This window comes from Enterobacter cloacae complex sp. P2B, assembly GCF_014895985.1.
GTDB lineage: Bacteria > Pseudomonadota > Gammaproteobacteria > Enterobacterales > Enterobacteriaceae > Enterobacter > Enterobacter bugandensis.
The window spans coordinates 288,417-313,993 of record NZ_JADBQQ010000022.1; the positions used below are offsets into that span (position 1 = coordinate 288,417).

Consider the following 25,577-nt stretch of genomic DNA (forward strand, 5'->3'; position numbering starts at 1 on the left):
CCTTATTCGTCCGGGGTCAGCTCGCCACGCAGGTTTTGCATCATTGCGCGGCGAATGGACTGAATGTCCAGATCCTGACTCAGTAAATAATGAAGTTTAGTCAGCGTCGCCTCAACGGTCATATCGAAGCCGCTGATCACCCCCGCGTGCGCCAGCGCGTTGCCGGTGGCATAGCCGCCCATATTGACCTTGCCAGACATGCACTGGGTCAGGTTTACCACCACAATTCCGCGCTCGCTGGCTTCCTGAAGCTCCTTCAGAAATTCGCCGTTCTGCGGAGCGTTGCCGACGCCATAGGAACGGAGGATCAGCGCTTTCACCGGCTGGCGCAGGAAGTTGCGCACCACGTCCGCGGAGATGCCCGGATAAATGGTGACCACGCCAATCGGCTGCGGGGTAATCGGATGCACAATCAGCTCGCCGGCGGTGTTCGGTGCCGGAGGCGTTCCCAGACGACGGATATGAATACCCGCTTCCAGCAGCGGCTGCAGGTTAGGGGAGGCAAAGGCATCAAAACCGTCGGCATGGGCTTTGGTGGTGCGGTTGCCGCGATACAGGCGATTGTTAAAGAACAGCGACACTTCGTTGATCGGGTAATTCGCCGCCACGTACAGGGAGTTCAGCAGGTTGATCTGCCCGTCCGAGCGCAGCTCCGCCAGCGGTATTTGCGACCCGGTGACGATCACCGGCTTGCTCAGGTTCTCCAGCATGAAGGAGAGCGCCGAAGCGGTGAACGCCATGGTGTCGGTGCCGTGAAGGATCACGAAGCCGTCGTACTGGTCGTAATGGGCTTTAATGTCATCCGCGATGTGCTGCCAGTCTTCCGGCGTCATGTCGGAGGAGTCCATCAGCGGCTCGTATTCGTGGATGGTGAAGTCAGGCATTTCCGGACGGTGGAATTCAGGCATCAGCGCAAGCTGACGCTGCAGATGGCCGGAGACGGGGATATAGCCATTTTCAGAGCGCTGCATACCGATGGTACCGCCAGTGTAGGCTACATAAATCGATTTCTTCTGCATGGTAGTGAGTTCTTGTTCTTCAAAAGAAAAAAATCCCCTCTTCACGGGAAGAGGGGACGGTTTTTAACGGACGTTCGCGCAGGTCAGGCAAAACGCGTAACGACTTTGTGGATCGTTAAAGGCCGCGAGCTTATCGCTTTCCGTCTTCATCGCTTTCGCAGCCGTGGTCACCGGGGCCGGCAGGTACGCCTGCAGCGCCTCCGGCAGCATGGCGCGTACGGAGACGGACATGCTGTCCATCACCATATCGAAGAACGACGGTTCGTCCTGATAATACTCAACGTGCCACTGCTTGAGCTTCGCCAGTTCGGCGGCTTTCTTCACCGCGTCGTCGAAGTCGCCCAGGCTGTCGACCAGACCGTTACTCTTCGCATCCTGTCCGGTCCAGACGTGGCCCTGAGCAATCTGGTCGATCTGTTCCGGCGTCTTCTTACGCGAGTCGGCAACCAGCGTGATAAAGCGTTTATAGCCGTTCTCAATGCTCAGCTGCATCATCTCTGAAACTTCCGGCGGCAGAGATTTGGTCATCGACACATCCGCCAGCGGCGACGTGGAAACACCATCGGTATGCACGCCCAGATAATCCAGGCTGTTTTCTACGGTGTTAATCACCCCGAAGATGCCAATCGAGCCGGTCAGCGTGCTTGGGTTCGCCACAATATAGTTGGCAGGCGTGGAGATCCAGTACCCACCAGACGCGGCCATGCCGCCCATGGATACGACGATCGGCTTGCCAGCGGCACGCGCTGCGGCCAGCTCGGCGCGGATCACTTCGGAAGCGCTAACGCTGCCGCCAGGGCTGTTAACCCGCAGGACAATCGCTTTCACTTTCGGGTCAAGGCGTGCATCGCGAATTTGCGACGCGGTAGTATCACCGCCGACGTTCCCCGGTGTTTCCTGACCGTCCATGATAGCGCCGTTAGCAAACACCACGGCTACGCTGTCGCCGCTGTCGTCCGGCTTTTTCGCAGCATAGTCATACATGCTGATGGCGCTGTAGTTTTTGTCCTCTTTGCTCCAGCCAAACTGTTTGGTCAGGGCTTTTTCGATATCCGCACTGGTGCCCAGCGCGTCAACCAGCTTGTTGTCGAGCGCATATTTCGCGGTATCACCGTCGACCTTGCGCAGTCCATCCAGCACGCCGCGAGCGCCAGGGAACACCTGCTCAGCGGTAATTTGACGGTTAGCGGCAACGGTACCCAGATAGTTCTGCCATAGCTCGCCAATCCAGCGGCTGTCCGCTTCACGGGCGGCAGGGGACATATCGTCGCGGATAAACGGCTCCACGGCAGATTTATAGGTGCCGACGCGGAAGACGTGGGTGGTGACCTTCAGCTTGTCGAGCAGCGATTTGTAGTACAGGCCGTTGGTGGCAAAACCGTGCAGATCGACCGTACCCTGCGGCGAAAGCCAGATCTTATTGGCGAAGCTTGCCAGATAATATTGCCCCTGGCTGTAGCTGTCGCCCACGGCAATCACCGGCTTGCCGCTGTCGCGGAATTCGCGCAGCGCTTTACCGATGTACTGCATAGAAGGCTGGTCGCCGCCGGCAAAATCTTTCAGATCCAGCACGATCCCGGTGATGTTTCGGTCGTCTTTGGCCTGACGGATAGTATCGACGATATCGAACAGGGAGTTCTCCTGCAGGCGGTCTGACGTCGCGCCAAACAGCTGGCGGCCGATCACCCCCAGACGATTGCTGGTGGACGGTTTATCAACGATCACGCCGGTGATATCGAGTAACAGGGCCCCACGAGTCGAATGCTGCGCCTGATTCGCGTTGCTGATATGCATCCAGATGCCCGCGCAAACCAGAACCAGCAGGATGAAGAAGATGTTCATCACCAGGTTGCGGACGAAGTTGAGCAGTCGCCACGTCCATTTAAAGAAACCGGCAAAGATTCGCCAAAGGGTTCGCATGTATTCTCCCTAACCAGAAAATGACTGTTTCCGTCGCCACTGGACGGTAATGTTGGGTTATCGTAATGACCCAACCGCCACTTGTCAGCAGGAATCGCCTGCCAGGCTGTAACAAAATCTGCCGTCGTGTTAATTTTGTGAGTAAATTTCAAGAAAGGAGTTAACCAATGGATGCACTCGAACTGCTTGTTAACCGTCGTAGCGCGTCACGTCTGGCCGAACCCGCCCCAGCGGGCGAGCAGCTGGAAAACATTCTGCGTGCCGGTATGCGTGCGCCGGATCATGGCACGCTGCAGCCGTGGCACTTCTTTGTGATTGAAGGCGAAGGCCGCGATCGCTTCAGTCAGCTGCTGGAGCAGGGGGCAGTTGCCGCCGGGCAGGATGAGAAAGGTATCGACAAGGCGCGTAACGCGCCGTTCCGCGCCCCGATGATTATCGCTGTCGTGGCGAAATGCCAGGCCGACCATAAGGTGCCGGTCTGGGAGCAGGAAATGTCTGCCGGCTGTGCGGTGATGGCGATGCAGATGGCCGCCGTTGCGCAGGGTTATAACGGTATCTGGCGCACCGGGCCGCTGACCGAGAGCGCCGCAGTGCGGGCAGGATTCTCCTGCGGTGAGCACGACAAAATTGTCGGTTTCCTTTACCTCGGCACCCCGCAGCTTAAAGCCTCCAGCACCATTAGCGTGCCGGACACCACGCCTTTCGTCAGCCGTTTTTAATTACACGCGCTAAACTGTCTGGATTCTGAGCATCCGCCGCAGAATTCAGACAGTCATACTTACCTCTTTATGGAATGAGCGCTACCATAGCGCGATTGAGATGACAGGAGACGTCCATGAGCGAGCAAACCATTCGTTTAACGCAGTACAGCCACGGAGCCGGTTGCGGTTGTAAAATTTCCCCGAAAGTGCTGGAGACCATTCTGCACAGTGAACAGGCGAAGTTTGTCGACCCGAACCTGCTTGTCGGCAACGAAACGCGTGACGATGCGGCGGTTTATGACTTAGGTAACGGCACCAGCATTATCAGCACCACTGACTTCTTTATGCCGATTGTTGATAACCCGTTCGACTTCGGGCGCATCGCGGCCACCAACGCCATCAGCGATATCTTCGCCATGGGCGGTAAGCCGATCATGGCCATCGCCATTCTGGGCTGGCCGATCAGCACCATTCCACCGGAAATCGCCCGCGAGGTGATTGATGGCGGGCGTTTCGCCTGCCAGCAGGCGGGGATTGCGCTGGCCGGCGGCCACTCGATTGATGCGCCAGAGCCTATCTTCGGCCTGGCCGTTACCGGCGTGGTGCCGACCGAGCGCGTGAAGCGCAACAGCACCGCGCAGGCGGGCTGCAAGCTGTTCCTCACCAAGCCGCTGGGCATTGGTGTGCTCACCACCGCTGAGAAAAAATCCCTGCTCAAACCGGAGCACAAAGGTCTGGCGACGGAAGTCATGTGCCAGATGAACCTCGCCGGCGCGGCGTTCGCCAATATCGACGGCGTAAAGGCGATGACCGACGTCACCGGTTTTGGCCTGCTGGGGCACCTCTCTGAAGTCTGTCAGGGCGCAGGCGTGCAGGCGCAGGTCTGGTATCAGGACGTGCCGAAGCTGCCTGGCGTGGAAGAGTACATTGCCCAGGGCGCGGTTCCGGGCGGTACCCAGCGCAACTTCGCCAGCTACGGTCACCTGATGGGCGAAATGCCTGAGGCGTGGCGCAACCTGCTGTGCGATCCGCAAACCTCCGGCGGCCTGCTGCTGGCCGTCACGCCGGAATCCGAAGCCGAGGTTCAGGCAACCGCCGCCGAGTTTGGCATCACCCTGACGGCGATCGGCGAACTGGTGACCGCCCGCGGCGGCCGACCGATGATTGAGATCCGTTAATTCGATGCGGTTGTTTATTGCCGAAAAGCCGAGCCTGGCCCGTGCCATCGCCGACGTGCTGCCTAAACCGCATCGCAAAGGCGACGGCTTTATCGAATGCGGTAACGGGCAGGTGGTCACCTGGTGTATCGGCCACCTGCTTGAACAGGCGCAGCCGGACGTCTACGACAGCCGCTACGCCCGCTGGAACCTCAACGATCTGCCCATCGTGCCGGAAAAGTGGCGTCTTCAGCCTCGTCCGTCCGTCACCAAACAGCTCAACGTTATTAAGCGCTTCCTGCATGAGGCGACGGAAGTGGTCCACGCAGGTGACCCGGACAGAGAAGGGCAGCTGCTGGTGGACGAAGTGCTGGACTATCTTGAGCTGGCGCCGGAAAAGCGCCAGCAGGTGCAGCGCTGCCTGATCAACGATCTCAACCCGCAGGCCGTTGAGCGGGCGATCTCGCGCCTGCGTTCCAACAGCGAGTTTATCCCCCTGTGCGTCTCTGCTTTAGCGCGCGCCCGCGCCGACTGGCTGTACGGCATCAACATGACCCGCGCCTACACCATCCTCGGGCGCAACGCGGGCTATCAGGGCGTACTCTCCGTGGGCCGCGTGCAGACGCCGGTGCTGGGGCTGGTGGTGCGTCGCGACGAAGAGATCGAGAACTTCGTCGCCAAAGATTTCTTTGAAGTGAAAGCGCATATCGTCACGCCTCAAGACGAGCGCTTCACCGCCGTCTGGCAGCCGAGCGACGCCTGCGAGTCGTACCAGGATGAAGAGGGGCGTTTGCTGCACCGTCCGCTGGCGGAGCATGTGGTTAACCGTATTACCGGCCAGCCGGCCATCGTTACCAGCTATAACGATAAACGGGAATCAGAACCCGCGCCGCTGCCGTTCTCCCTTTCTGCTCTGCAGATTGAGGCCGCGAAGCGCTTTGGCCTCAGCGCGCAGAACGTGCTGGATATCTGCCAGAAACTCTACGAAACCCACAAGCTGATCACCTATCCACGTTCGGACAGCCGCTACCTGCCGGAAGAGCACTTTGCCGGACGCCATTCGGTGATGAATGCTATCGGCGTCCACGCGCCGGATCTGCTCCCGCAGTCCGTCGTTAACCCGGACACCCATAACCGCTGCTGGGACGACAAAAAGGTCGATGCCCACCACGCGATTATCCCGACGGCGCGCGCCAGCAAGGTCAACCTGACCGATAACGAAGCGAAGGTCTATAACCTGATCGCCCGTCAGTACCTGATGCAGTTCTGCCCGGACGCGGTGTTCCGCAAGTGCGTCATCGAGCTGGAAATTGCCAAAGGCAAGTTTATCGCTAAAGCGCGTTTCCTCGCGGAAGCGGGCTGGCGCACGCTCCTCGGCAATAAAGAGCGCGATGAGGAGAACGACGGCACGCCGCTGCCGGTGGTCGCTAAAGATGACGAACTGCTGTGCGAGAAGGGCGAAGTGGTTGAACGTCAGACCCAGCCGCCGCGCCACTTCACCGATGCGACGCTGCTGTCGGCCATGACCGGGATCGCCCGCTTTGTGCAGGATAAAGATCTGAAGAAGATCCTGCGCGCCACTGATGGACTGGGTACGGAAGCAACCCGCGCGGGGATCATCGAGCTGCTCTTTAAGCGAGGTTTTCTTGAGAAAAAGGGGCGCTACATCCACTCAACGGAACCGGGCCGGGCGCTCATACACTCCCTGCCGGAGCTGGCCGCAAGGCCGGACATGACCGCGCACTGGGAATCCGTACTGACGCAAATCAGCGAAAAGCAGTGCCGCTATCAGGACTTTATGCAGCCGCTGGTGGGGACGCTTTACCAGCTGATCGATCAGGCGCGCAGCACGCCGGTGAAGCGGTTCAGAGGCATGGTTGCACCCGGTGGTGGCGCGAAGAAACCGTTCAAAAAGAAAAAGAGCGCGGCCTGATACGCCCGGTTTTCTCCCTCTCCCCGTGGGAGAGGGCACCCGGCCGCACGATATAAACCTTAAATCACACCCTGCCCAATCATCGCATCCGCCACCTTCACGAACCCGGCGATATTCGCCCCGCGCACGTAGTTGGTTTGCGTTGCCTCGCCGCCGTACTCGACGCAGGCATGGTGAATATCCAGCATGATGTGGTGCAAACGGGCATCCACTTTCTCCGCCTTCCAGCCGAGCCGCGCCGCGTTTTGCGCCATCTCCAGGCCGGAGGTTGCCACGCCGCCCGCGTTCGCCGCCTTGCCTGGCGCAAACAGCACGCCCGCCTCCAGGAACAGATCCGTCGCCTCGATAGTGGTCGGCATATTCGCCCCTTCCGCTACCGCCTTCACGCCGTTGCTAATTAGCTTGCGCGCGGCGTCCGCGTCCAGTTCGTTTTGCGTGGCGCACGGCAGGGCGATATCCACCGGCACACCCCACGGCTGTTTGCCTTCCAGATACGTCAGGCCAAACTCCGCGGCATAATCGGCAAGTTGGCCATCGCGGCTGGCTTTGATTTCGCACAGGCGCGCCAGCTTCTCCGCCGTAAAGCCCGCTTCGTCCACTACCGTGCCTTTAGAGTCGGAGGCCGTTACCACGCGGCCACCAAACTGCATCGCTTTTTCGATAGCGTACTGCGCCACGTTGCCGGAGCCGGAGACCGCCACGCGCATCCCCTCGAAACCTAAGCCGTGACGCTTGAGCATTGCCTCGGTGAAGTAAACCAGGCCGTAGCCGGTCGCCTCCGGGCGGATCAGGCTGCCGCCAAACGATAACCCTTTGCCGGTAAAGACGCAGGCGCTGTTGTTGGAGAGTTTTTTCATCATCCCGGCCATAAAGCCTACTTCGCGGGCCCCCACGCCGATATCCCCCGCCGGTACGTCGGTGTCCGGGCCGAGGTGGCGGTAGAGCTCGGTCATTAGCGCCTGACAGAAACGCATCACTTCGCCTTCGCTTTTGCCTTTCGGGTCGAAATCGCTCCCGCCTTTACCGCCGCCCATTGGCAGGGTGGTGAGCGCGTTTTTAAACGTCTGTTCAAAGCCAAGGAATTTCAGAATCGACAGGTTCACGGATGGGTGGAAGCGCATGCCGCCCTTAAACGGACCGATGGCGGAGTTAAACTGCACGCGCCAGGCGCGGTTGACCTGTACCTGGTTGCGGTCATCCACCCAGGTCACGCGGAACTGGATCACACGCTCTGGTTCAACCAGACGTTCCAGCAGCGACAGTTGACGATAGCGCGGGTTTTCTTCAAGGAACGGCCAGAGGGTAGTCATTACTTCACGAACGGCCTGAGCAAATTCGCTTTGGTGCGGGTCGCGCTGCTGAACATAGGCAAGGAAACTTTCCAGAGAGCGTGTCTGATCCATAGATATAAGAACCTCTTATAGTCATTAATGTATGTTGCTTATGCGATTTGTGTTGTTTTTTTGACTATACCACCCGTACCGCTTTGTGAAGCAAGCAGAAATGTGGGCCGAAAGGGAAATTAATGACCCGGGCCGCGTCATAACAAAAAGCGATGGCGCGCTAAATTAAAGATTCTGCCCGATTTACCGTTATAGTCATTATCAGGACACAACAGGAAGAGAAGTCTATGAACCGTTACGTGATGGCCGCGTTATCATTGATGTTGACCGCAGGCGCGCAGGCTGACCGCATTCGCCCGGATGTAGAAGTGAACGTGCCGCCGGAGGTGTTTAGCTCCAGCGGCCAGCGCGCGCAGCCGTGTAACCAGTGCTGCATCTACCAGGATCAAAACTATTCTGAAGGGGCCGTCGTGAAGGCGGATGGCGTGCTGCTGCAGTGCCAGCGCGATGAACGTACCATCAGCACGAATCCGCTGGTCTGGCGTCGCGTAAAAGAATAAACGCCTCCAGCAGCGGAATATCCGCCGGAGCTAACTCATAACTGAAAGCCTCTTCCGGCGTACACCACGCCAGCGAGCTGTGGTAGTGCACCGTTAACTCTCCGCTGAAGCGGGGTACGTGCCAGGCGTGCAGGTTGATTAAGCGCTGTGATACCTCGCGCTGATGGCTCGCCACGTACTGCTCAGGCTGAGCCTCGATACCCAGCTCTTCACGCAGCTCGCGGATAAGCGCCTCAGGCTGGGTTTCTCCGGCCTCCACTTTGCCGCCAGCGAACTCCCACATTCCCGGCTGGTCGGCGTGAGCAGGGCGCTGTGCCAGTAAAATTTTGTCGTCTTTTTCGATGATGGCCGCAACGACATCGACTGTTTTTAGCATGGTCGTCAATACTTGATAGCGAAAAACGCCATATTATCGTGCCCTTTCAAAGAGTCCAGCCATCAGGAGAATCAGGTGAAAGAGACGTCCACCTGGGTAGAGCCCATCCCAACCCTTCCGGCGAGCGTAAAACCTATTGCCGCCATGCAGCAAAAACACTTCGGTGCCATGCTGAACCCCACGCGCTGGTGGGGACGCATGCCGCGTCTGTTCTGGCTGGTCGCTTTGTTTGTGGGGTTTCTGGAGCGCAGAAAAGCGCGCCTGACGCCAGTGCTGCGCTCGCTGCTTATGACGCGCGTATCGCAGCTGTGCCACTGTGCGTTCTGCATTGACGCCAACAGCCTGCGCCTGGCCGAGCGCTGCGGCGCGCTGGATAAAGTCCAGGCCGTAAGCGGCTGGGCTGATTCTGACGTGTTCAGTGAACAGGAACGCGCGGCGCTGGCCTATGCGGAGGCGGTGACCGCCACGCCGCCTCGGGTGGATGAAGCAATCAAAACGGCGATGAAACGCCACTTTACGGATGATGCCATCACTGAAATGACGGCGCTCATTGCCTTTCAGAATCTCTCGGCCCGGTTTAATGCCGCGCTGGATATACCGGCACAAGGGCTGTGCGCCACGTTTAAAGGGAAGCCTGATGCTTGACCGTCACCTGCACCCGCGGGTAAAGCCCGCTCTGGACCGTCTGGTATCCGTGCTGGATAAGCCGGGCGTTACGCCCGACGGATTAACGCTTGCCGGGTTTGCCATCGGCCTGCTGGCGTTGCCGTTTCTGGCCCTCGGCTGGTATTCGGCGGCGCTGGCCGCCATCGTCCTGAACCGCCTGCTGGATGGTCTGGACGGCGCGCTGGCGCGTCGGAGAGGGCTGACGGATGCGGGAGGGTTTCTCGATATCGCCCTCGATTTTCTGTTCTATGCGCTGGTGCCGTTTGGCTTTGCGCTGGCTGCACCCGTAGAGAATGCGCTGGCGGCGGCCTGGCTGTTGTTTGCGTTTATCGGCACCGGCAGCAGTTTTCTCGCCTTTGCCGCGCTGGCGGCGAAGCACGAGATCGACAACCCCGGCTATGCGCATAAGTCGTTTTACTATATCGGCGGGTTAACGGAAGGGACGGAGACCATCGCGCTGTTCGTGCTGTGCTGCCTGTTTCCGGCACAGTTTACGCTGTTCGCGTGGATATTCGGCGCGCTGTGCTGGTTGACCACCACAACGCGCATCTGGAGCGGCTACGTGACGCTGAAGTCACTCACCCGTTAGAGAGCACTCTCTGGTCCGCGCTCTCCGGCGGTGACCGGGTTCTGCGGGTGGCTGCTCCATTCGTACCAGCCGCCGTCATAGACGGCGATATTTTTCCAGCCCATCGCCCGGGCGTACATAAAGGTTTCGGACGCCCGCCAGCCGGTGCCGCAGTAAAACGCGACCTGCTGTTCCGGCAGAATATTCCAGCGCTTCCACTGGGCGGCGATGTCGTCAGCGCTGCGCATGGTGCCATCCGGGTTATGGAAATCCTCCATGTGGGTGGCATCGCTGCCCGCGTGACCCCAGCGGGCACCGGCAATTTCACCTTTTGGCTTGATGTAGCTGTAGCCGCTGGTTTCGCCGATAAACTCCGGCCACGAACGAATGCTGACCAGGGAGGCATCCTGACGGTGCAGCATGCCGCGCGCCTGTTCCATATCCACCATCAGCTGCGGCTGGCCGGGGATCGGCGCGCCAAAATCAGGGGCAGGAGCCACTTTGCCGGGCGTACCGCGCTCAACCGGCAGACCGGCATCTGACCAAGCCTTCCAGCCGCCATCGAGAAGGCGCACATCCTTCACGCCCGCGTAGAGCATAATCTGCGCCACGCGCGCGGCGGCGTAAACGTCGCGCCCGTACAGAATGACGGTGGTATCGTGACGGATCCCGTGCTTTGCCAGCATTGCTTTCAGCCTGTCGTCGGAGACTTTGTTCCACAGCGGCTCGCTTTCCACCTCGTTGGTGTCAATGTAGCCCGCGCCGGGAATGTGGTTAAGCAGGTAAAACTTCGGCGCGCCCCAGGCCGCTTCTATGACTTTCCATTCGCCCGCCGGCGCGGAGGTCACCGGTTTGCCCTGCTGAAGCCGGTGGATCCACTGCGGGTAGACCAGCTGTTCAAAGTGGGGCAGGCGCTGAAGGCGGTCGGGCGTCCGCAGAGCATCGCTGAGCAGCGAAACGTGGCGGTAACCAGCTTTCTCCAGACGGGCTTTCACCGCCTGGTTATCGTTCTCGTCGCCATACAGCGCGATGGACGTCGCAGGGGTAAGCTGATGCTGTTTTGCCCAAAGTGCAATCTGCTCGTCGCTCATGGCGCTAAGCCAGGCGGCTGCCAGGTTGAGCGCAGCGGGTTCGTGCCCGGAAGGACCGCTGAGGGTCTGCGGCCAGCCGTTATAGAAGGCGCTGGGGCGGGTGTCGATTGCCGCGCCGTGCTGCGCCTGAAGCTGAGACAGCGTCATCGCGTTGGCCATATCAGCAGCCTGAGAGGAAAAAGAGGCGAGGCCGCAGATCAGGGCCAGCGCGGTCAGTTGAGAAACACGTTTCATCGAATAACCTGACGTCAGTAAAAGAGGGGGGCATTGTCGTCTCTCCCGAAACGGAAAACATTGCGTTAGCACATTATTGCCAGCGAGAAATCTCCATCACCTCGCCGCCGGGCGGAATATCGTCCTCGTCATGGGTGACCAGCACCACCGGAATATTGCGCGCGCGGACGGCGTCAAATACCCATGCCCGGAACGTCGTGCGTAACGCTTTATCAAGGCGGCTGAACGGTTCGTCCAGCAGCAGCGCCTGCGGCTCTGCGAGCAGGGCGCGCAGCAGGCTCACCCGGGCGCGCTCTCCGCCGGAAAGGGTGGCCGGATCGCTGTCGTAATGACCGCCAAGCCCGGCGGAATCCAGCGCCTGCTTGACCGCTTCCCGCCGTGCGCGTCCCGCGATCCGCTCAGGCAAGGCCAGCAGCAAATTTTGCCCAACGCTGAAAGGGTCGAACAGCAGCGCGTCCTGAAAAAGAATCCCCAGACCGCGGGATTCGACGGGCAAACCGTCGCAGCGGCGTTCGCCGATCCACAGTTCGCCCCGCGCCTGAAAATTCTCTGACAACGCGCCGACCATCCAGGCAAAGAGGGTCGATTTGCCGCTGCCGGACGGCCCCATCAGGGTGACAATCTCCCCGCGGGGTACACAAAAATTGACCTCGCGGAAAAGCGGTTCGATGGTGAGATCGTTGACCTTAAGCATTAGCGTAATCCTTGACGGTAGCAGCCCGCGAGCCGGGATAACAGCGCAGCAAGACCGAATACGACGCCCGTGACCAGCAGTAATCCCAGGGCACGGTTAGCGAGAACCGGGATGCTGCCTCCGCTGCTGAGCGCGACGGTCTCGGTGGTCAGCGTGGCGAAACGTCCCGCGCCCAGCCACAGGGTCGGCATATATTGGGCCATGCTGACGGAAAAGCCGGTGGCAAAGGCCAGCAGCGCAGGACGCACCAGCAGGGGACATTTCAGCAGGCAGAAAATTTTTGCCCGCCGCCAGCCGAGCGTTCTGGCGGTAAGGATAAGCCGGGGATCGATCCGCCGCCAGGCGGGCTGCAGCACCAGCAGCATCCACGGTAGCACCCACAGCAGATGGCTCCAGAGGACGGCGATAAAGCCTCCGTCGAGACCCAGATGCAAAGCAATCGCGTATTGCCCGGTGACGAGCGGCAGTGCCGGAAGGGCGAGCGGTAGCCACACCCACGCCGCGCCGCGCTGCGGTCCCCATTCCAGCCAGAGAAAAATGACGATCAGGGCGATAAGGCTCGAAAGCAGACCGAAGGAGAGGCTGGTTCCCACGGGACCTACGTCGTCCCGCTGCGCCAGCATCAACAGCACGGCGGCGCAAAGGAGGCCGCATGCGGGCAAAAAGCCGTTGAATGCGCGTTCAGGCAGGACGAGATGCAACCTGCGGCGCGTCCCGCTCAGGTCCGGAATCGCGCGACGCCAGACCTTCCACAGGCCGTACCCCAGCGCGGCAAGCGCGGCCAGCAAAAGAAGGAGCACCAGGCACAGCAGCGTCCCTTTCACCTGCTGCTGCGCGTCGCCCTGGCTCAGCCACTGCCAGGCCAGCACGGCCAGCGTGGGCGGGTTGCCGGGCCCGAGAACGATCGCTACGTCCACAACCGACAGCGACCACGCCAGCACCGCCAGCATAACCGCCCCGAGGACGGGCGCGATCGCCGGAAGGATCAGCCAGCTGAGCGTCTGAAAACGCCCGTAGCCAAAGGTTTGCAGGACGATCTTCTGCTGCGCAAGCCCTTTTTCCGGCAGCACGGCGTAAATGGCCCACAGCACAAATGCGCTCTCTTTGACCGCGAGCGTCAGGCCCAGCCCTACGCCGTAGCGGTCAAACGGCGGCGAACAGACGGTACAAACCTGATAAAACAGTCCGCCCTCGGCAAACAGCAGTAGCGCGCTGGTGGCGAAGGCCACGTGGGGGATCGCCAGCAGCCACGGCAGGCGCGTGCTGAGGCGCCGCCAGCGGGTGCCGGGCCAGAAAAGAGCCACGAGGGAAAGGGCGATAAACAAGGCCCCCAGCGTAGCGATAAGCGTTGAGACCAGCGTGGCAATGGCTGCCTGCGGCAGCTGAGGATCGTTTAGCAGCCGCTGCCAGTTCGTCACGGAAAAGGCCGGCGCGAACAGCACGGTGCCAGCGGGCAGGATCGGCAGATAAATCACCGTCATCGCCAGCCAGACAAGCCAGCCTAACGGGTGCCGTAACGACGCAGCCATTCCTGCTCCAGCGCGTTCACCCACGCGGACTGCGGCTCCGGGAGCACCTTCGGTAGCCCCTGAGGCGTGTGGGCCTGCAGCTGTTTCGCTTCACCTTCGGGCAGCGTTTTCGCATCCAGCACGCTCGGATCTCCCCAAATGGCCGGGTCGGCCTTGCGGATCTGTGCCTGCGGCGACAGCAGGAAATTGGCGACCACTTTCGCCCCCGCGCTCGCGCTGGCATTAGCCGGAATAGCGACAAAATGCACGTTGCCGAGCATCCCGCCCTGAAAACCAAAGCTGTAGCTGTCGGCAGGCAGTTCGCCGCTCGCCACTTTTTGCTGCGCATGCGCCGGGTTAAAGGTCAGCGACAGGTTCAGACTTCCGCTGGCGAGCAGGGCATCCATCCGGGCGGGTGAGGGAGGGAAGTCTTTTCCTTCACGCCACAGCAGCGGGTGCAGTTTATCGAGGTAGGCCCAGAGCGGCGCCGTAACCTGGGCAAACGTATCATCAGGCGCTTTTTGTAACGCCTCGGGATTCGTCGTAAGCGTCAGCAGCAACTGCTCAAGAAAGGCCGTGCCGGTAAAATCGGGTGGGCGAGGATAGCTCACCTTGCCCGGGTGCTGCTGCGCGTACGCCAGCAGCGCCTGCGGATCCTCCGGCGGCATTGGCATGCTGGCTTTGCGGGCAATAAAAGTCAGCTGCGCGCCGCCCCACGGCGATTCCGCCCCGTCGGTGGGAATCGCAAAATCTTCCGTAACGGGTTTACGGGTATCGACATAGCGCCAGTTGGGCAGACCCTGCGCCCACCCGGTTTGCAGCAGGTTCGCCTCTTTTAGCGTGCGGAAGTTCTCGCCGTTCACCCACAGGAGGTCGACCGAGCCGTTGGTCTTACGCCCTGCGGCGGCTTCCGTCTGAATACGTTTGACCGCATCGGCGGCATCCGCCAGCGGGACGATTTTTAGGGTGATGGCATAGTGCGTTTGCATCTCACCGCTGACCCACTCAAGGTAGCGGTTAACCGCCGGATCGCCGCCCCAGGCGTTAAACCAGACGGTCTGGCCTTTGGCCTGCTGTTGAATAGCTTGCCAGCCGTCGGCGGCATAGAGGGGGGCTGCCAACAGCAGACCGGTCAGAAACGTGCAAAAACGCACACGGCGCATAATGCCTCACTTTTTATCAGCAGGGAGATAGCGGGAAAACAGCCGGCGCGTAACCAGCGGTAATAACCCCAGTAGTGTAAAGGCGAATACCACGCCCGGCGACAAAATATCGCGCAGCGATGCCACTTTTCCCAGTTCCCGCCCGGCGTTCAGAAAGATAACCGTCGCGGGCAGCATGGCGAGCTGGCTGACCCACCAGTAGCGCCGGACCGTGATGCGGGTCAGCCCCATCAGTAAATTCACCAGGAAAAACGGGAACAGCGGCATCAGGCGCAGGGCAAAAAGATAGCCCGCGCCGTCGCGCGCCATGCCCGCATTTACCGTTGCCATCTGTCGGGCAAACCGCCGCTGCACCCAGTCGCGCAGCAGGTAACGGCTGGCGAGCATCGCCAGCGTGGCCCCGAGCGTGGAGGCAAACGAAACCAGCACGGTGCCTTCCCACAGCGTAAATAACGCCCCGCCCAGCAGGGTCAGAACCGCCGCGCCGGGTATCGAGAGAGCGGAAACCGCCACGTAAAGCGCAAAGAAGATCAGCGCGCTACGCAGCGGCGCGTGGTCGACATGGGAGAGTAGCGTCTGCTGGTGGGTTTTAATTCCTGCCAGAGAAAGCGTGTCAGGCGGCAGAATGACAAGTGTCATAAGAAATGCGCCCAGAAGGGCGCACAGGAAGAGTGTTTTTCGTATGTTCACGCGCGATTACAGCTTGAATTTAGCCCATACCGGCGCGTGGTCCGACGGTTTTTCCATGCTGCGGATGTCGTAGTCGATCCCGGTTTCGATGCAGCGCTCCGCCAGCGGCGTACTCGCCAGCAGCAGATCGATACGCAGGCCGCGGTTGTCGTCAAAGCCCTTCGAGCGGTAGTCAAACCACGAGAAGCGATCCTGCGTTTCCGGGTTGGCATTGCGGAAGGTATCCACCAGGCCCCAGCCCAGCAGGCGCTCCATCCACTCACGCTCTTCCGGCAGGAAGGAGCATTTGCCGGTGCGCAGCCAGCGCTTGCGGTTCTCTTCGCCGATGCCGATATCCAGATCCGTTGGGCTGATGTTCATGTCGCCCATGATCAGCACCGGATTCTCTTTTTTCAGTTCGGTCGTCAGATAGTTCTGCAGATCCTGATAAAACTTCGCTTTGGCCGGGAATTTTGTCTCGTGATCGCGGCTCTCACCCTGCGGGAAATAGCCGTTAATGACCGTAATATTCCCGAGCGCGGAGGGCACTTCCGCCATGATGATGCGGCGCTGGGCTTCTTCACCGTCGCCGGGGAAGCCGCGGCGCACGGAAACCGGCGTGTCTTTGGTGAGCAGCGCGACGCCATAGTGACCTTTCTGACCGTGGTAAAAGACGTTGTAGCCGAGTTTCGCCACCTCTTCGAGGGGGAACATGTCGTCGTGTACCTTGGTCTCCTGCAGGCCGATCACATCTGGCTGATGTTGCTCAACAATGGCTTCTAGCTGATGAGGGCGGGCGCGCAGGCCGTTGATATTAAAAGAGACAAATTTCATAGTCGCTGCCAGTGCAAGGTGAATAGTGCATGGATGGTAGCAGAATTTGCGTCAACTGTTACCGGGTTCGACCAATAACTGCGACAGATATTGCCGGTGGTGCAATATTTGCACCATTCTGACGCGCTTCGCCCTCAAACAGGGCGTAAAGGGCCGATAAATTTCGCGAGCGATCACAATTCCAGAATTATATTTGGCCTGTGCATACTCTTTCTGATTTTCATGCGGCAAAGCGCCGCTTGTCGTAAAAATATTCACTTTTTATGCACTAACAGTGAATAACTCCATATTGTAACCTATTGATATTCTGTTACCTCACCCCGTTTATGCATTTTTATCGCTGGCTGGCACGAAGGCTGCAATCTACATTCACAGTGCAAACACTCAATTATTTAACATTCAAATAACTTTTTATTTACCGGATGAGGTCGCTATGTCTCTGTCAATTACGCGTGAAAATTTCGATGAATGGATGATGCCGGTTTACGCTCCGGCGGCTTTTATTCCGGTTCGCGGGGAAGGCTCACGCCTGTGGGATCAGCAGGGTAAAGAGTATATCGACTTTGCCGGGGGGATTGCGGTGAATGCGCTGGGTCATGCCCATCCGGCGCTGCGTCAGGCGCTGAATGACCAGGCGGCGAAGTTCTGGCATACCGGCAACGGCTTTACCAACGAACCCGCGCTGCGCCTGGCGAAAAAGCTGATTGACGCGACCTTCGCTGAAAAAGTCTTTTTCTGTAACTCCGGCGCGGAGGCCAACGAAGCGGCGCTGAAGCTGGCGCGCAAATATGCCCACGACAAGTTTGGGACGCACAAGAGCGGGATTGTGGCGTTTAAAAATGCCTTCCACGGGCGCACGCTCTTTACCGTGAGCGCGGGCGGCCAGCCTTCTTATTCGCAGGATTTCGCTCCGCTGCCGCCGGATATTCGCCACGGCATTTATAACGATCTGCAGTCCGCCAGCGAGCTGATTAACGACACCACCTGCGCGGTGATTGTCGAACCAATGCAGGGCGAGGGCGGCGTGCTTCCGGCGCAAAAGGCATTCCTGCAGGGGCTGCGCGAGCTGTGCGACCGTCACGACGCGGTCCTGATTTTCGACGAAGTGCAGACCGGCGTAGGCCGCACCGGCGAGCTGTATGCCTATATGCACTACGGCGTGACGCCGGACGTTCTCTCTACCGCCAAAGCGCTGGGCGGCGGCTTCCCGATTGGCGCGACGCTGACCACCGATAAATTCGCCAGCGTGATGACCGTGGGCACCCACGGCACCACCTACGGCGGTAACCCGCTGGCGACCGCCGTCGCCGGACAGGTGCTCGACATCATTAACACCCCTGAGGTGCTGAAGGGCGTTAAGCAGCGTCACGAGTGGTTCGTTGAGCGCCTGAACGCCATCAACGGCAAGCTTGGCCTGTTTAAAGAAATTCGCGGCCTGGGGCTGTTGATCGGCTGCGAGCTCACGGCTGAGTTTGCCGGAAAAGCGAAGCTTATTTCACAGGAAGCGGCAAAAGCGGGCGTGATGGTGCTGATTGCCGGTGCCAACGTGGTGCGTTTTGCCCCTGCGCTGATTGTCAGCGAGGAAGAGGTGCAAACCGGTCTGGATCGTTTTGCGCTGGCGTGTGAGAAGGTGAAATCCGGGGTGTCATCATGATGGTCATCCGTCCCGTTGAGCGCGGCGATATTGCCGGGCTCATGCAGCTTGCCGGTAAGACGGGAGGCGGGCTGACCTCGCTTCCTGCCGATGAAAAAACGCTGTCGGCGCGCATTGAGCGCGCCCTGCAAACCTGGCAGGGGACGTTGCCAAAAAGCGAACAGGGTTACGTGTTCGTACTGGAAGACACCGAAACGGGGAGCGTGGCCGGGATCTGCGCCATTGAAGTGGCCGTCGGGCTTAACGACCCGTGGTACAACTACCGCGTCGGCACCATGGTTCACGCCTCGAAAGAGTTGAACGTCTATAACGCGCTGCCCACGCTGTTTCTCTGCAATGACCACACGGGCGCCAGCGAGCTCTGTACGCTGTTCCTCGACCCGGCGTGGCGCAAAGAGGGCAACGGCTATCTGCTCTCCAAATCGCGCTTTATGTTTATGGCCGCTTTCCGAGATCGCTTTAACGAAAAAGTGGTGGCAGAGATGCGCGGCGTGATCGACGACAAAGGCTACTCGCCCTTCTGGGAGAGCCTGGGCGAGCGCTTCTTCTCGATGGAGTTCAGCCGGGCGGACTATCTCTGCGGCACCGGCCAGAAAGCTTTTATCGCGGAGCTGATGCCTAAACATCCTATCTATACCCATTTCTTAACGCCTGAAGCGCAGGCGGTAATTGGCGAAGTGCATCCGCAAACCGCGCCTGCCCGCGCGGTGCTGGAGAAAGAGGGCTTCCGCTACCGTAACTATGTCGACATCTTTGACGGCGGGCCAACGCTTGAGTGCGATATCGACCGCGTGCGCGCCATCCGTAAAAGCCGCCTGGTTGAGGTATCCGAAGGCCAGCCCGCGCCGGGTGACTGGCCGGCATGCCTGGTGGCGAACGAAAATTACGCCAACTTCCGCGCCATGCTGGTGCGGACCAACCCGAAATGTGAACGTCTGGTGCTGACGGCTGCAGAGCTGGATGCCCTGAAATGTAACGCCGGCGATACGGTTCGCCTGGTGCGTCTCTGCCCTGAGGAGAAAACAGCATGACATTATGGATTAACGGTGACTGGGTAACGGGCGAAGGCGAACAGCGCGTAAAAACCAATCCAGTTGGAAAAGAGGTGCTGTGGAAGGGAAATGACGCCAGCGTCGCGCAGGTCGAGCAGGCCTGCCGTTCCGCACGACACGCGTTTCTCGCGTGGGCAAAACGGCCATTCGCCGAGCGCCAGGCGCTTATTGAAAAATTTGCCGGACTGCTGGAGGCCAACAAGGCCGAGCTGACGCGCATCATCGCGTCCGAAACCAGCAAACCGCGCTGGGAAGCGGCGACCGAAGTGACGGCGATGATCAATAAAATCGCTATTTCGGTTAAGGCGTACCACACCCGCACCGGCGAGCAGCATACTGAGATGCCGGACGGCGCGGCCACGCTGCGCCACCGTCCGCACGGCGTGCTGGCGGTGTTTGGCCCGTATAACTTCCCTGGGCATCTGCCGAATGGTCACATTGTCCCCGCGCTGCTGGCGGGCAATACCGTCATCTTCAAACCGAGCGAGCTTACGCCGTTAACCGGCGAGGCGGTGGTGAAGCTATGGGAGCAGGCCGGGCTGCCGCCGGGCGTGCTGAACCTCGTGCAGGGCGGGAGGGAAACCGGCCAGGCGCTGAGCGCGCTGAGCGATATCGACGGCCTGCTGTTTACCGGCAGCGCCGGAACGGGCTATCAGCTGCACCGCCAGCTGGCGGGGCAGCCGGAGAAAATTCTGGCGCTGGAGATGGGCGGCAACAACCCGCTGATTGTCGAAGATCCTGATGATATCGACGCTGCGGTGCACCTGACGATCCAGTCCGCCTTTATTACCGCTGGACAGCGCTGCACCTGCGCCCGCCGCCTGCTGGTCAAGCGCGGCGCGCAGGGGGATGCCTTCCTGAAGCGTCTGGTAGAGGTGAGCGCGCGGCTGGTGCCTGCCGCGTGGGATGCCGACCCGCAGCCGTTTATCGGCGGGCTGATCTCCGAACAGGCCGCGCTGAACGTGCTCAACGCCTGGCAGGACCACGTTGCACGCGGGGCGAAAACCCTGCTCGAGCCGAAGCAAGTTCAGCCGGGTACCTCGCTGCTGACGCCGGGCATCGTAGAGATGAGCGGTGCGAGCAGCGTTCCGGATGAAGAGGTGTTTGGCCCGCTGCTGTGTGTCTGGCGTTACGACGATTTTGATACGGCCATTGCGATGGCGAATAACACCCGCTACGGCCTGTCGAGCGGGCTGATATCGCCGCATCGCGAGAAGTTTGAACAACTACTGCTGGAAGCGCGTGCCGGGATCGTGAACTGGAATAAACCGCTGACCGGGGCGGCGAGCACCGCGCCGTTCGGCGGCGTGGGCGCCTCGGGCAACCATCGCGCCAGCGCCTGGTATGCCGCCGATTACTGCGCGTGGCCGATGGCGAGTCTGGAAACCCCGGCGCTGACGCTGCCGGAGACGCTTAACCCGGGGCTCGATTTTACGAAGGGAGAAGGCCATGAAAGCGCGTGAAGTCAACTTTGACGGGCTGGTGGGGCTGACGCACCACTATGCCGGTCTCTCCTTTGGTAATGAAGCCTCGACGAAGCACCGCTTTCAGGTCTCCAACCCGAAGCTGGCGGCGAAGCAGGGGCTGCTAAAAATGAAGGCGCTCGCGGATGCCGGCTTCCCGCAGGCGGTGATCCCGCCGCAGGAACGCCCTAACGTGGCGGTGCTGCGCCAGCTAGGATTTAGCGGTACGGACGAGCAGGTCGTCGAAAAAGCGGGTACGCAGACGCCGCATTTGCTCTCTGCGGCAAGCTCTGCCTCTTCAATGTGGGTGGCCAACGCGGCCACCGTCGCGCCGTCAGCCGATACGCTGGATGGTAAAGTCCATCTGACGGTGGCGAACCTGAATAATAAGTTTCATCGCGCCACCGAAGCGGACACCACGGAGCGCGTGCTGCGCGCTATTTTCAAGCATGACGCCCATTTTGAGATCCATCAGGCCCTGCCGCAGGTGGCGATGTTTGGCGACGAAGGCGCGGCCAACCATAACCGGCTGGGTGGCGATTACGGCGATCCCGCCGTGCAGCTGTTTATCTACGGGCGGGAAGAGGGCGGCCACGCCGCGCCAACCCGTTATCCAGCGCGTCAGACGCTCGCGGCCAGCCAGGCGGTTGCGCGCCTGAACCAGGTCAATCCTTCCCAGGTGATTTTTGCCCAGCAGAACCCGCACGTGATCGACCAGGGCGTGTTCCATAACGACGTGATTGCCGTGTCCAACCGCCAGGTGCTGTTCTGCCATGAGCAGGCCTTTGCCCATCAGGATAAGCTGCTCGCCACGCTGCGCGAACGCGTGCCGGGCTTTATGCCGATCCAGGTGCCAACGCAGGCGGTCAGCGTGCAGGACGCGGTCGAAACCTATCTGTTCAACAGCCAGCTGCTGAGCCGCGATGACGGCAGCATGATGCTGGTGCTGCCGCAGGAGTCCCGGGATCATCTGGGCGTGTGGCGCTACCTCACCGAACTGGTGAAGGCCGATAACCCGATTGACGAGCTGCGCGTGTTTGACCTGCGCGAAAGCATGGCTAACGGCGGTGGCCCCGCCTGTCTGCGCCTGCGGGTCGTGTTAACGCCAAATGAAATACAGGCCGTTAACCCGGCAGTCATGATGAATGAGACGCTCTTTAACACCCTGAACGACTGGGTGGACCGCTACTATCGCGACCGGTTAACGCAGGCCGATCTGGTTGACCCACAGCTGCTGCGCGAAGGGCGCGAGGCGCTGGACGCGTTATCGTCAATCCTGCAGCTGGGCTCGGTTTACCCGTTCCAGCGCTAAAGGAGAGGATATGGAGAATTTACTCGCGCTGACCCTGGCCGATGAAACGCCGGACCAGAGTGAGGGGGAAGGCCCCTCATTCCGCTGGCGGTGGCTGGGGCGCGGGGTGCTTGAGCTGACGCCGAAGGCCAGCAGCGCGTTATCGCTGCTGCTTTCCACGGGGATCCACGGGAATGAAACTGCACCCGTTGAGATCGTCGATGGGCTGCTGCGCGCGCTGTATCGCGGCGAGATCGCCCTTGCGTGCCGCGTGCTGGTGGTGCTTGGCAATCCGCCTGCGCTGGCGCAAAACAAACGGTATCTGGTCAGCGACATTAACCGCATGTTCGGCGGGCGCTGGTCGCAGTTTCCGCAGAGTGACGAAACGGCGCGCGCGCAGTGGCTGGAGAACGTCGTGACGACGTTTTTTGCCGCGGCGGGACCGGCGCGCTGGCATCTGGATCTGCATACGGCGATCCGCGCCTCTTACCATGTCAGATTCGGCGTTCTGCCGCAGCGCAATCAGCCGTGGGATGAAGCGTTTCTGAGCTGGCTGGGGGATGCCGGGCTGGAGGCGCTGGTGTTTCATCAGTCGCCGGGCGGGACCTTTAGTCACTTCACTTGCGAACGGTTTGGCGCGCTGTCCTGTACGCTGGAGCTGGGAAAAGCGCTACCGTTCGGACAGAACGATCTCACGCGCTTTGCGCCTACGGAGCTCGCGCTTCGGGCGCTGCTCGGTGGGACGGCTACCGAGCACGCACATCAGCCCGTTGAGCGTTACCGGGTCGTACAGCAGATCACCCGCCGCAGCGAGGCTTTCCAGCTTCACATGGCCGCGCACACCCTGAACTTCACGCCGTTTCGCAAAGGGGCTCTGCTGGCGGAAGATGGCGAAGAGCGTTACGAGGTGCAGAAAACCACCGAATATGTGCTGTTCCCCAACCCCTCCGTAGCGTTTGGCCTGCGGGCCGGTCTGATGCTGGAAAAACTCACCTGAACCTTTCCCCTCTCACCATCCGGGAGGGGAAGTAAATATGTTTTCTTAGCGATTAAAGCGCTCTGATTTCTTTTACGGAATATTCCTGGCAAATTGCTTTATTATTCACCGTCACTTCGTTATACTTCTGCTAAATAGCTTTAAAATCATCGTATTGAATATTTCTTGTTGCAACTCTCCACGCTTTATCCTTATTTCCTCCACATTTGGCGAAAAATTGTTTTTTACACTTTCATTGTTTTACCGTTGCTCTGATTAATTGACGATAAACCCCGTAAAGTTAATCTCGTCAACACGGCATAGCGCCGAAGAATAACTGAAAGAAAGGAAATAAATTATGCGTAAGTTTACTGCACTGTTTGTTGCTTCTACCCTGGCTCTGGGCGCTACCAGCATGGCGTTCGCCGCAGATACCGCAACCACCACCGCCGCGCCAGCTGAAGGCAAAATGATGATGCATCATAAAGGCAAGCCGGGTATGCACCACGAGATGATGATGTTCAAAGATTTGAACCTGACGGACGCGCAGAAGCAGCAGATCCGCGACATCATGAAAAGCCAGCGTGACCAGATGAAGCGTCCTCCGCTGGAAGAGCGCCGCGCAATGCATGACATTATTGCCAGCGACAGCTTCGATAAGGCGAAAGCCGAAGCGCAGATCGACAAAATGGCCGAGCAGCACAAAGCCCGCATGCTGGCCCACATGGAAACCCAGAACAAGATCTACAACATTCTGACCCCGGAACAGAAAAAACAGTTTAATGCCAATTTTGAGAAGCGTCTGACAGAACGTCCGGCGATGGAAGGTAAAATGCCAGCACCAACCGAATAATCGGTTCACTCTCTTAAGACCGCCGGGATCCTGTCCACAAAAGCGAAATCGCTGTGGACAGGACCGGCGGTTTTTCTATTCTGCCCTCTTGCCTGCCGCCGCCAGCGCGGTATTCTCCTGTAGTCGCTTCAGAGAATGTCTGTAGAGTCATGGCGTTAGCATTTTTATTAACGTTCCGCTAAGGCCTGCCCGCTCTGCTGCCGATACTGTGTCTGTGAATACCTAACGATAACAAACAAGACTGCAGGGGTAGCGATATCCTTGCCCTGGCACGGGTTGTGCCATTCAGGAGTGGTGATGGAGTTCTTTGATATTCGTAAGATGCCGGTCAGCCTCTGGCGCAATGGTGCCGGCGAAACGCGAGAAATTTGCTGTATCCCTCCCGCGACGCGCGATTTTTTCTGGCGTGCCAGTATTGCGACCATCGCCAGCAACGGCGAATTCTCCTCGTTTCCCGGTGTCGACCGGGTCATTACCCTGCTGGAAGGCGGGGAGGTGACGCTGGATGCCGGTCAGGCGTTCTGCCATACCCTTAAACAGCATCAGCCTTACAGTTTTGCCGGCGATTTGCCGGTGAAGGCGCTGCTTTCCGATGGCAGGATGGCGATGGATTTCAACATCATGACCCGGCGCGACTGCTGTCAGGCGAAGGTGCGGGTTGCCGATCGTACTTTTACCACCTTTGGCTCGCGCGGGGGCGTGGTGTTTGTATTAAGCGGGGCGTGGCAATTGGGTGATAAATTGCTCACGGCCGATCAGGGCGCCAGCTGGCAGGAGGGGACCCATACTCTGCGTCTGCTGGAGTCTCAGGGCACCCTGCTGTTCAGTGAAATTAACTGGCTGCCGGGTCAATGAGCGCGATGATCTCGAACTTGCCCGCTAATACGGGCTTGCAGAGGATTTTGTAGCCGTCGTGGTCGAATCCCGCGGGGGTGCGCAGCAGGGTTGCCGCGTCGCTTAAATCATCGACAGCCCCCAGCCAGAGCCAGTTATTGACGATGTGATACTGCGTCATGGTTTCACCCACTTCTTTTAGCGCAACGGCGCCGTCCCACGGCCAGCAGTTGACGCTGATCCCGGCCAGTCCCGCGAGGAGCCGGGCGTGATGCGCCTCAACGCTCTCTTTTCCGCAGCAGGCGCCTGCGCAGCGCTTCAGAGCGGAGCGGAAACAGGCGCGGCCCCGCGTGGTACCCTCTAGCCCTAAAAGGCTATAGCAAAGCTGCAGCTCGTCCGCGAGCGCCTGCAGAGACTGCAGGGCGGCACGCTTGTTTGCGAACAGCCCGAAGAGATTCGGGGCGTGGGAGAAATCGACCTCGCGGGCATAGACGACCTGCGGCTTGCCGTCGGCGATCTGCAGGGAGCAGAGCTGGCGGTTGCGGCGCAGGCGCTTATTGAAGAGCGGCTGCTGCTCTTTTATCAGCCGGGCTTCCAGCAACAGCGCGCCCATTTCTCCCGCCGTCTGGAACCAGGTAATGCGTCGCGACTGGCGCAGCATGGCGGCCTCGTCCGGGGTGCGCAGGTGGGATAACACCCGGCTGCGAATGTTAACGCTTTTGCCGATGTAGAGCGGCAGGGTCTCGCTTTCACCGTGAAAGATGTACACGCCCGGCTGTTTGGGCAGCGCCTCAAGCCAGGGGCGAAGATGTTCGGGATATTCATAGATAGCCGCCGCTTCAAACTCAAGACGCGGGGCTGATTGACGCCTGCTCACATACTGCTCCATATACTGTTCAGGTATACAGTGTAGCAGGTGTGCTGTGGTTAAAAAAGAGCCGGGTGGCGGCTACGCCTCACCCGGCCATGACGTGCGGCCTGATGCCCTCACCCCAACCCTCTCCCACGGGAGAGGGCG

At 59.7% G+C, this 25,577-nt stretch carries 24 protein-coding genes; 13 read left to right on the forward strand and 11 right to left on the reverse strand.

Features of this window, described 5'->3' with window-relative positions; translation table 11 throughout:
• Positions 1 to 2: 2 nt before the first annotated feature.
• Together ansA and sppA are read right to left on the reverse strand one after the other, a co-directional pair.
• Entirely contained in the window at positions 3 to 1,019 is a 1,017-nt protein-coding gene (gene ansA / locus IM313_RS20020; RefSeq protein WP_028012774.1) for an asparaginase, read from the reverse strand.
• Positions 1,020 to 1,082: 63 nt separating this feature from the next.
• Entirely contained in the window at positions 1,083 to 2,939 is a 1,857-nt protein-coding gene (sppA, locus tag IM313_RS20025) for a signal peptide peptidase SppA (RefSeq protein WP_192970924.1), read from the reverse strand.
• 167 nt (positions 2,940 to 3,106) lie between these two features.
• Between sppA and IM313_RS20030 the strand changes: the two genes are divergently transcribed.
• The 3 genes from IM313_RS20030 to IM313_RS20040 all read left to right on the forward strand — a co-directional run bounded on the left by IM313_RS20030 (position 3,107) and on the right by IM313_RS20040 (position 6,730).
• Positions 3,107 to 3,658, forward strand: coding sequence for an NAD(P)H nitroreductase (locus IM313_RS20030; RefSeq protein ID WP_028012776.1), 552 nt, complete (start codon positions 3,107 to 3,109; stop codon positions 3,656 to 3,658).
• A 116-nt stretch (positions 3,659 to 3,774) separates the two neighbouring features.
• The gene (selD, locus tag IM313_RS20035; protein ID WP_192970925.1) at positions 3,775 to 4,818 is read left to right on the forward strand and encodes a selenide, water dikinase SelD; all 1,044 of its coding nucleotides are present in this window, start codon (positions 3,775 to 3,777) and stop codon (positions 4,816 to 4,818) included.
• A 4-nt stretch (positions 4,819 to 4,822) separates the two neighbouring features.
• On the forward strand, positions 4,823 to 6,730 hold the full coding sequence (locus IM313_RS20040) for a DNA topoisomerase III (RefSeq protein WP_192970926.1): 1,908 nt from the start codon (positions 4,823 to 4,825) through the stop codon (positions 6,728 to 6,730).
• A 59-nt stretch (positions 6,731 to 6,789) separates the two neighbouring features.
• On the opposite strand, the gene gdhA is transcribed toward IM313_RS20040, so the two are convergent.
• Positions 6,790 to 8,133 carry an NADP-specific glutamate dehydrogenase gene (gdhA, locus tag IM313_RS20045; protein ID WP_192970927.1) on the reverse strand — a complete coding sequence of 448 codons (1,344 nt, stop codon included), beginning with the start codon at positions 8,131 to 8,133 and terminating at the stop codon, positions 6,790 to 6,792.
• A gap of 227 nt (positions 8,134 to 8,360) precedes the next feature.
• Here gdhA and IM313_RS20050 point away from each other — a divergent pair, with 227 nt between their 5' ends.
• The gene (locus tag IM313_RS20050) at positions 8,361 to 8,633 is read left to right on the forward strand and encodes a YnjH family protein (protein ID WP_028012780.1); all 273 of its coding nucleotides are present in this window, start codon (positions 8,361 to 8,363) and stop codon (positions 8,631 to 8,633) included.
• On the opposite strand, the gene IM313_RS20055 is transcribed toward IM313_RS20050, so the two are convergent.
• A complete protein-coding gene (locus IM313_RS20055; RefSeq protein WP_192970928.1) occupies positions 8,593 to 9,009 on the reverse strand; it encodes a pyrimidine (deoxy)nucleoside triphosphate diphosphatase in 417 nt (138 codons plus the stop codon). The two genes, IM313_RS20050 and IM313_RS20055, sit on opposite strands and share 41 nt — an antisense overlap.
• 75 nt (positions 9,010 to 9,084) lie before the next feature.
• Between IM313_RS20055 and IM313_RS20060 the strand changes: the two genes are divergently transcribed.
• Both IM313_RS20060 and IM313_RS20065 read left to right on the forward strand, forming a co-directional pair.
• Positions 9,085 to 9,654, forward strand: coding sequence for a carboxymuconolactone decarboxylase family protein (locus IM313_RS20060; RefSeq protein WP_100170445.1), 570 nt, complete (start codon positions 9,085 to 9,087; stop codon positions 9,652 to 9,654).
• The gene (locus IM313_RS20065; RefSeq protein WP_192970929.1) at positions 9,647 to 10,264 is read left to right on the forward strand and encodes a CDP-alcohol phosphatidyltransferase family protein; all 618 of its coding nucleotides are present in this window, start codon (positions 9,647 to 9,649) and stop codon (positions 10,262 to 10,264) included. Before IM313_RS20060 ends, IM313_RS20065 begins: the two co-directional genes overlap by 8 nt.
• Here the strand turns inward: IM313_RS20065 and IM313_RS20070 are convergent.
• From IM313_RS20070 to xthA, 6 genes are all read right to left on the reverse strand, one after another.
• Entirely contained in the window at positions 10,261 to 11,568 is a 1,308-nt protein-coding gene (locus IM313_RS20070) for a sulfurtransferase (RefSeq protein ID WP_192970930.1), read from the reverse strand. The genes IM313_RS20065 and IM313_RS20070 overlap by 4 nt on opposite strands.
• Before the next feature lie 73 nt (positions 11,569 to 11,641).
• On the reverse strand, positions 11,642 to 12,262 hold the full coding sequence (locus IM313_RS20075; RefSeq protein ID WP_049001723.1) for an ATP-binding cassette domain-containing protein: 621 nt from the start codon (positions 12,260 to 12,262) through the stop codon (positions 11,642 to 11,644).
• Entirely contained in the window at positions 12,262 to 13,791 is a 1,530-nt protein-coding gene (locus IM313_RS20080; protein ID WP_049001726.1) for a thiamine ABC transporter permease, read from the reverse strand. The genes IM313_RS20075 and IM313_RS20080 overlap by 1 nt, the downstream gene beginning before the upstream one ends.
• Entirely contained in the window at positions 13,764 to 14,924 is a 1,161-nt protein-coding gene (locus IM313_RS20085) for an ABC transporter substrate-binding protein (protein ID WP_049001742.1), read from the reverse strand. The genes IM313_RS20080 and IM313_RS20085 overlap by 28 nt, the downstream gene beginning before the upstream one ends.
• 15 nt (positions 14,925 to 14,939) lie before the next feature.
• Positions 14,940 to 15,623, reverse strand: coding sequence for a TVP38/TMEM64 family protein (locus IM313_RS20090; RefSeq protein WP_049001729.1), 684 nt, complete (start codon positions 15,621 to 15,623; stop codon positions 14,940 to 14,942).
• 6 nt (positions 15,624 to 15,629) lie between these two features.
• Positions 15,630 to 16,436: an exodeoxyribonuclease III gene (xthA, locus tag IM313_RS20095; RefSeq protein ID WP_032644863.1), complete on the reverse strand. Its 807-nt coding sequence runs from the start codon at positions 16,434 to 16,436 to the stop codon at positions 15,630 to 15,632.
• Positions 16,437 to 16,869: 433 nt separating this feature from the next.
• Between xthA and IM313_RS20100 the strand changes: the two genes are divergently transcribed.
• From IM313_RS20100 to ves, 7 genes are all read left to right on the forward strand, one after another.
• Complete coding sequence (locus IM313_RS20100; RefSeq protein WP_028012790.1) at positions 16,870 to 18,090, forward strand: aspartate aminotransferase family protein; 1,221 nt, start codon at positions 16,870 to 16,872, stop codon at positions 18,088 to 18,090.
• Positions 18,087 to 19,121: an arginine N-succinyltransferase gene (astA, locus tag IM313_RS20105; RefSeq protein ID WP_041910463.1), complete on the forward strand. Its 1,035-nt coding sequence runs from the start codon at positions 18,087 to 18,089 to the stop codon at positions 19,119 to 19,121. Before IM313_RS20100 ends, astA begins: the two co-directional genes overlap by 4 nt.
• Positions 19,118 to 20,605 carry a succinylglutamate-semialdehyde dehydrogenase gene (gene astD / locus IM313_RS20110; protein WP_049001731.1) on the forward strand — a complete coding sequence of 496 codons (1,488 nt, stop codon included), beginning with the start codon at positions 19,118 to 19,120 and terminating at the stop codon, positions 20,603 to 20,605. Before astA ends, astD begins: the two co-directional genes overlap by 4 nt.
• Positions 20,592 to 21,917 carry an N-succinylarginine dihydrolase gene (gene astB, locus IM313_RS20115; RefSeq protein WP_192970931.1) on the forward strand — a complete coding sequence of 442 codons (1,326 nt, stop codon included), beginning with the start codon at positions 20,592 to 20,594 and terminating at the stop codon, positions 21,915 to 21,917. The genes astD and astB overlap by 14 nt, the downstream gene beginning before the upstream one ends.
• Positions 21,918 to 21,927: 10 nt before the next feature.
• Entirely contained in the window at positions 21,928 to 22,893 is a 966-nt protein-coding gene (gene astE, locus IM313_RS20120) for a succinylglutamate desuccinylase (protein ID WP_192970932.1), read from the forward strand.
• A gap of 337 nt (positions 22,894 to 23,230) precedes the next feature.
• On the forward strand, positions 23,231 to 23,725 hold the full coding sequence (gene spy, locus IM313_RS20125) for an ATP-independent periplasmic protein-refolding chaperone Spy (protein ID WP_028012795.1): 495 nt from the start codon (positions 23,231 to 23,233) through the stop codon (positions 23,723 to 23,725).
• 297 nt (positions 23,726 to 24,022) lie between these two features.
• Positions 24,023 to 24,580 (forward strand): environmental stress-induced protein Ves, encoded by a 558-nt coding sequence (gene ves / locus IM313_RS20130; protein ID WP_192970933.1) that lies wholly within the window; start codon positions 24,023 to 24,025, stop codon positions 24,578 to 24,580.
• Here the strand turns inward: ves and cho are convergent.
• Entirely contained in the window at positions 24,558 to 25,436 is an 879-nt protein-coding gene (gene cho / locus IM313_RS20135; protein ID WP_203435498.1) for an excinuclease Cho, read from the reverse strand. The two genes, ves and cho, sit on opposite strands and share 23 nt — an antisense overlap.
• Positions 25,437 to 25,577 lie beyond the last annotated feature (141 nt).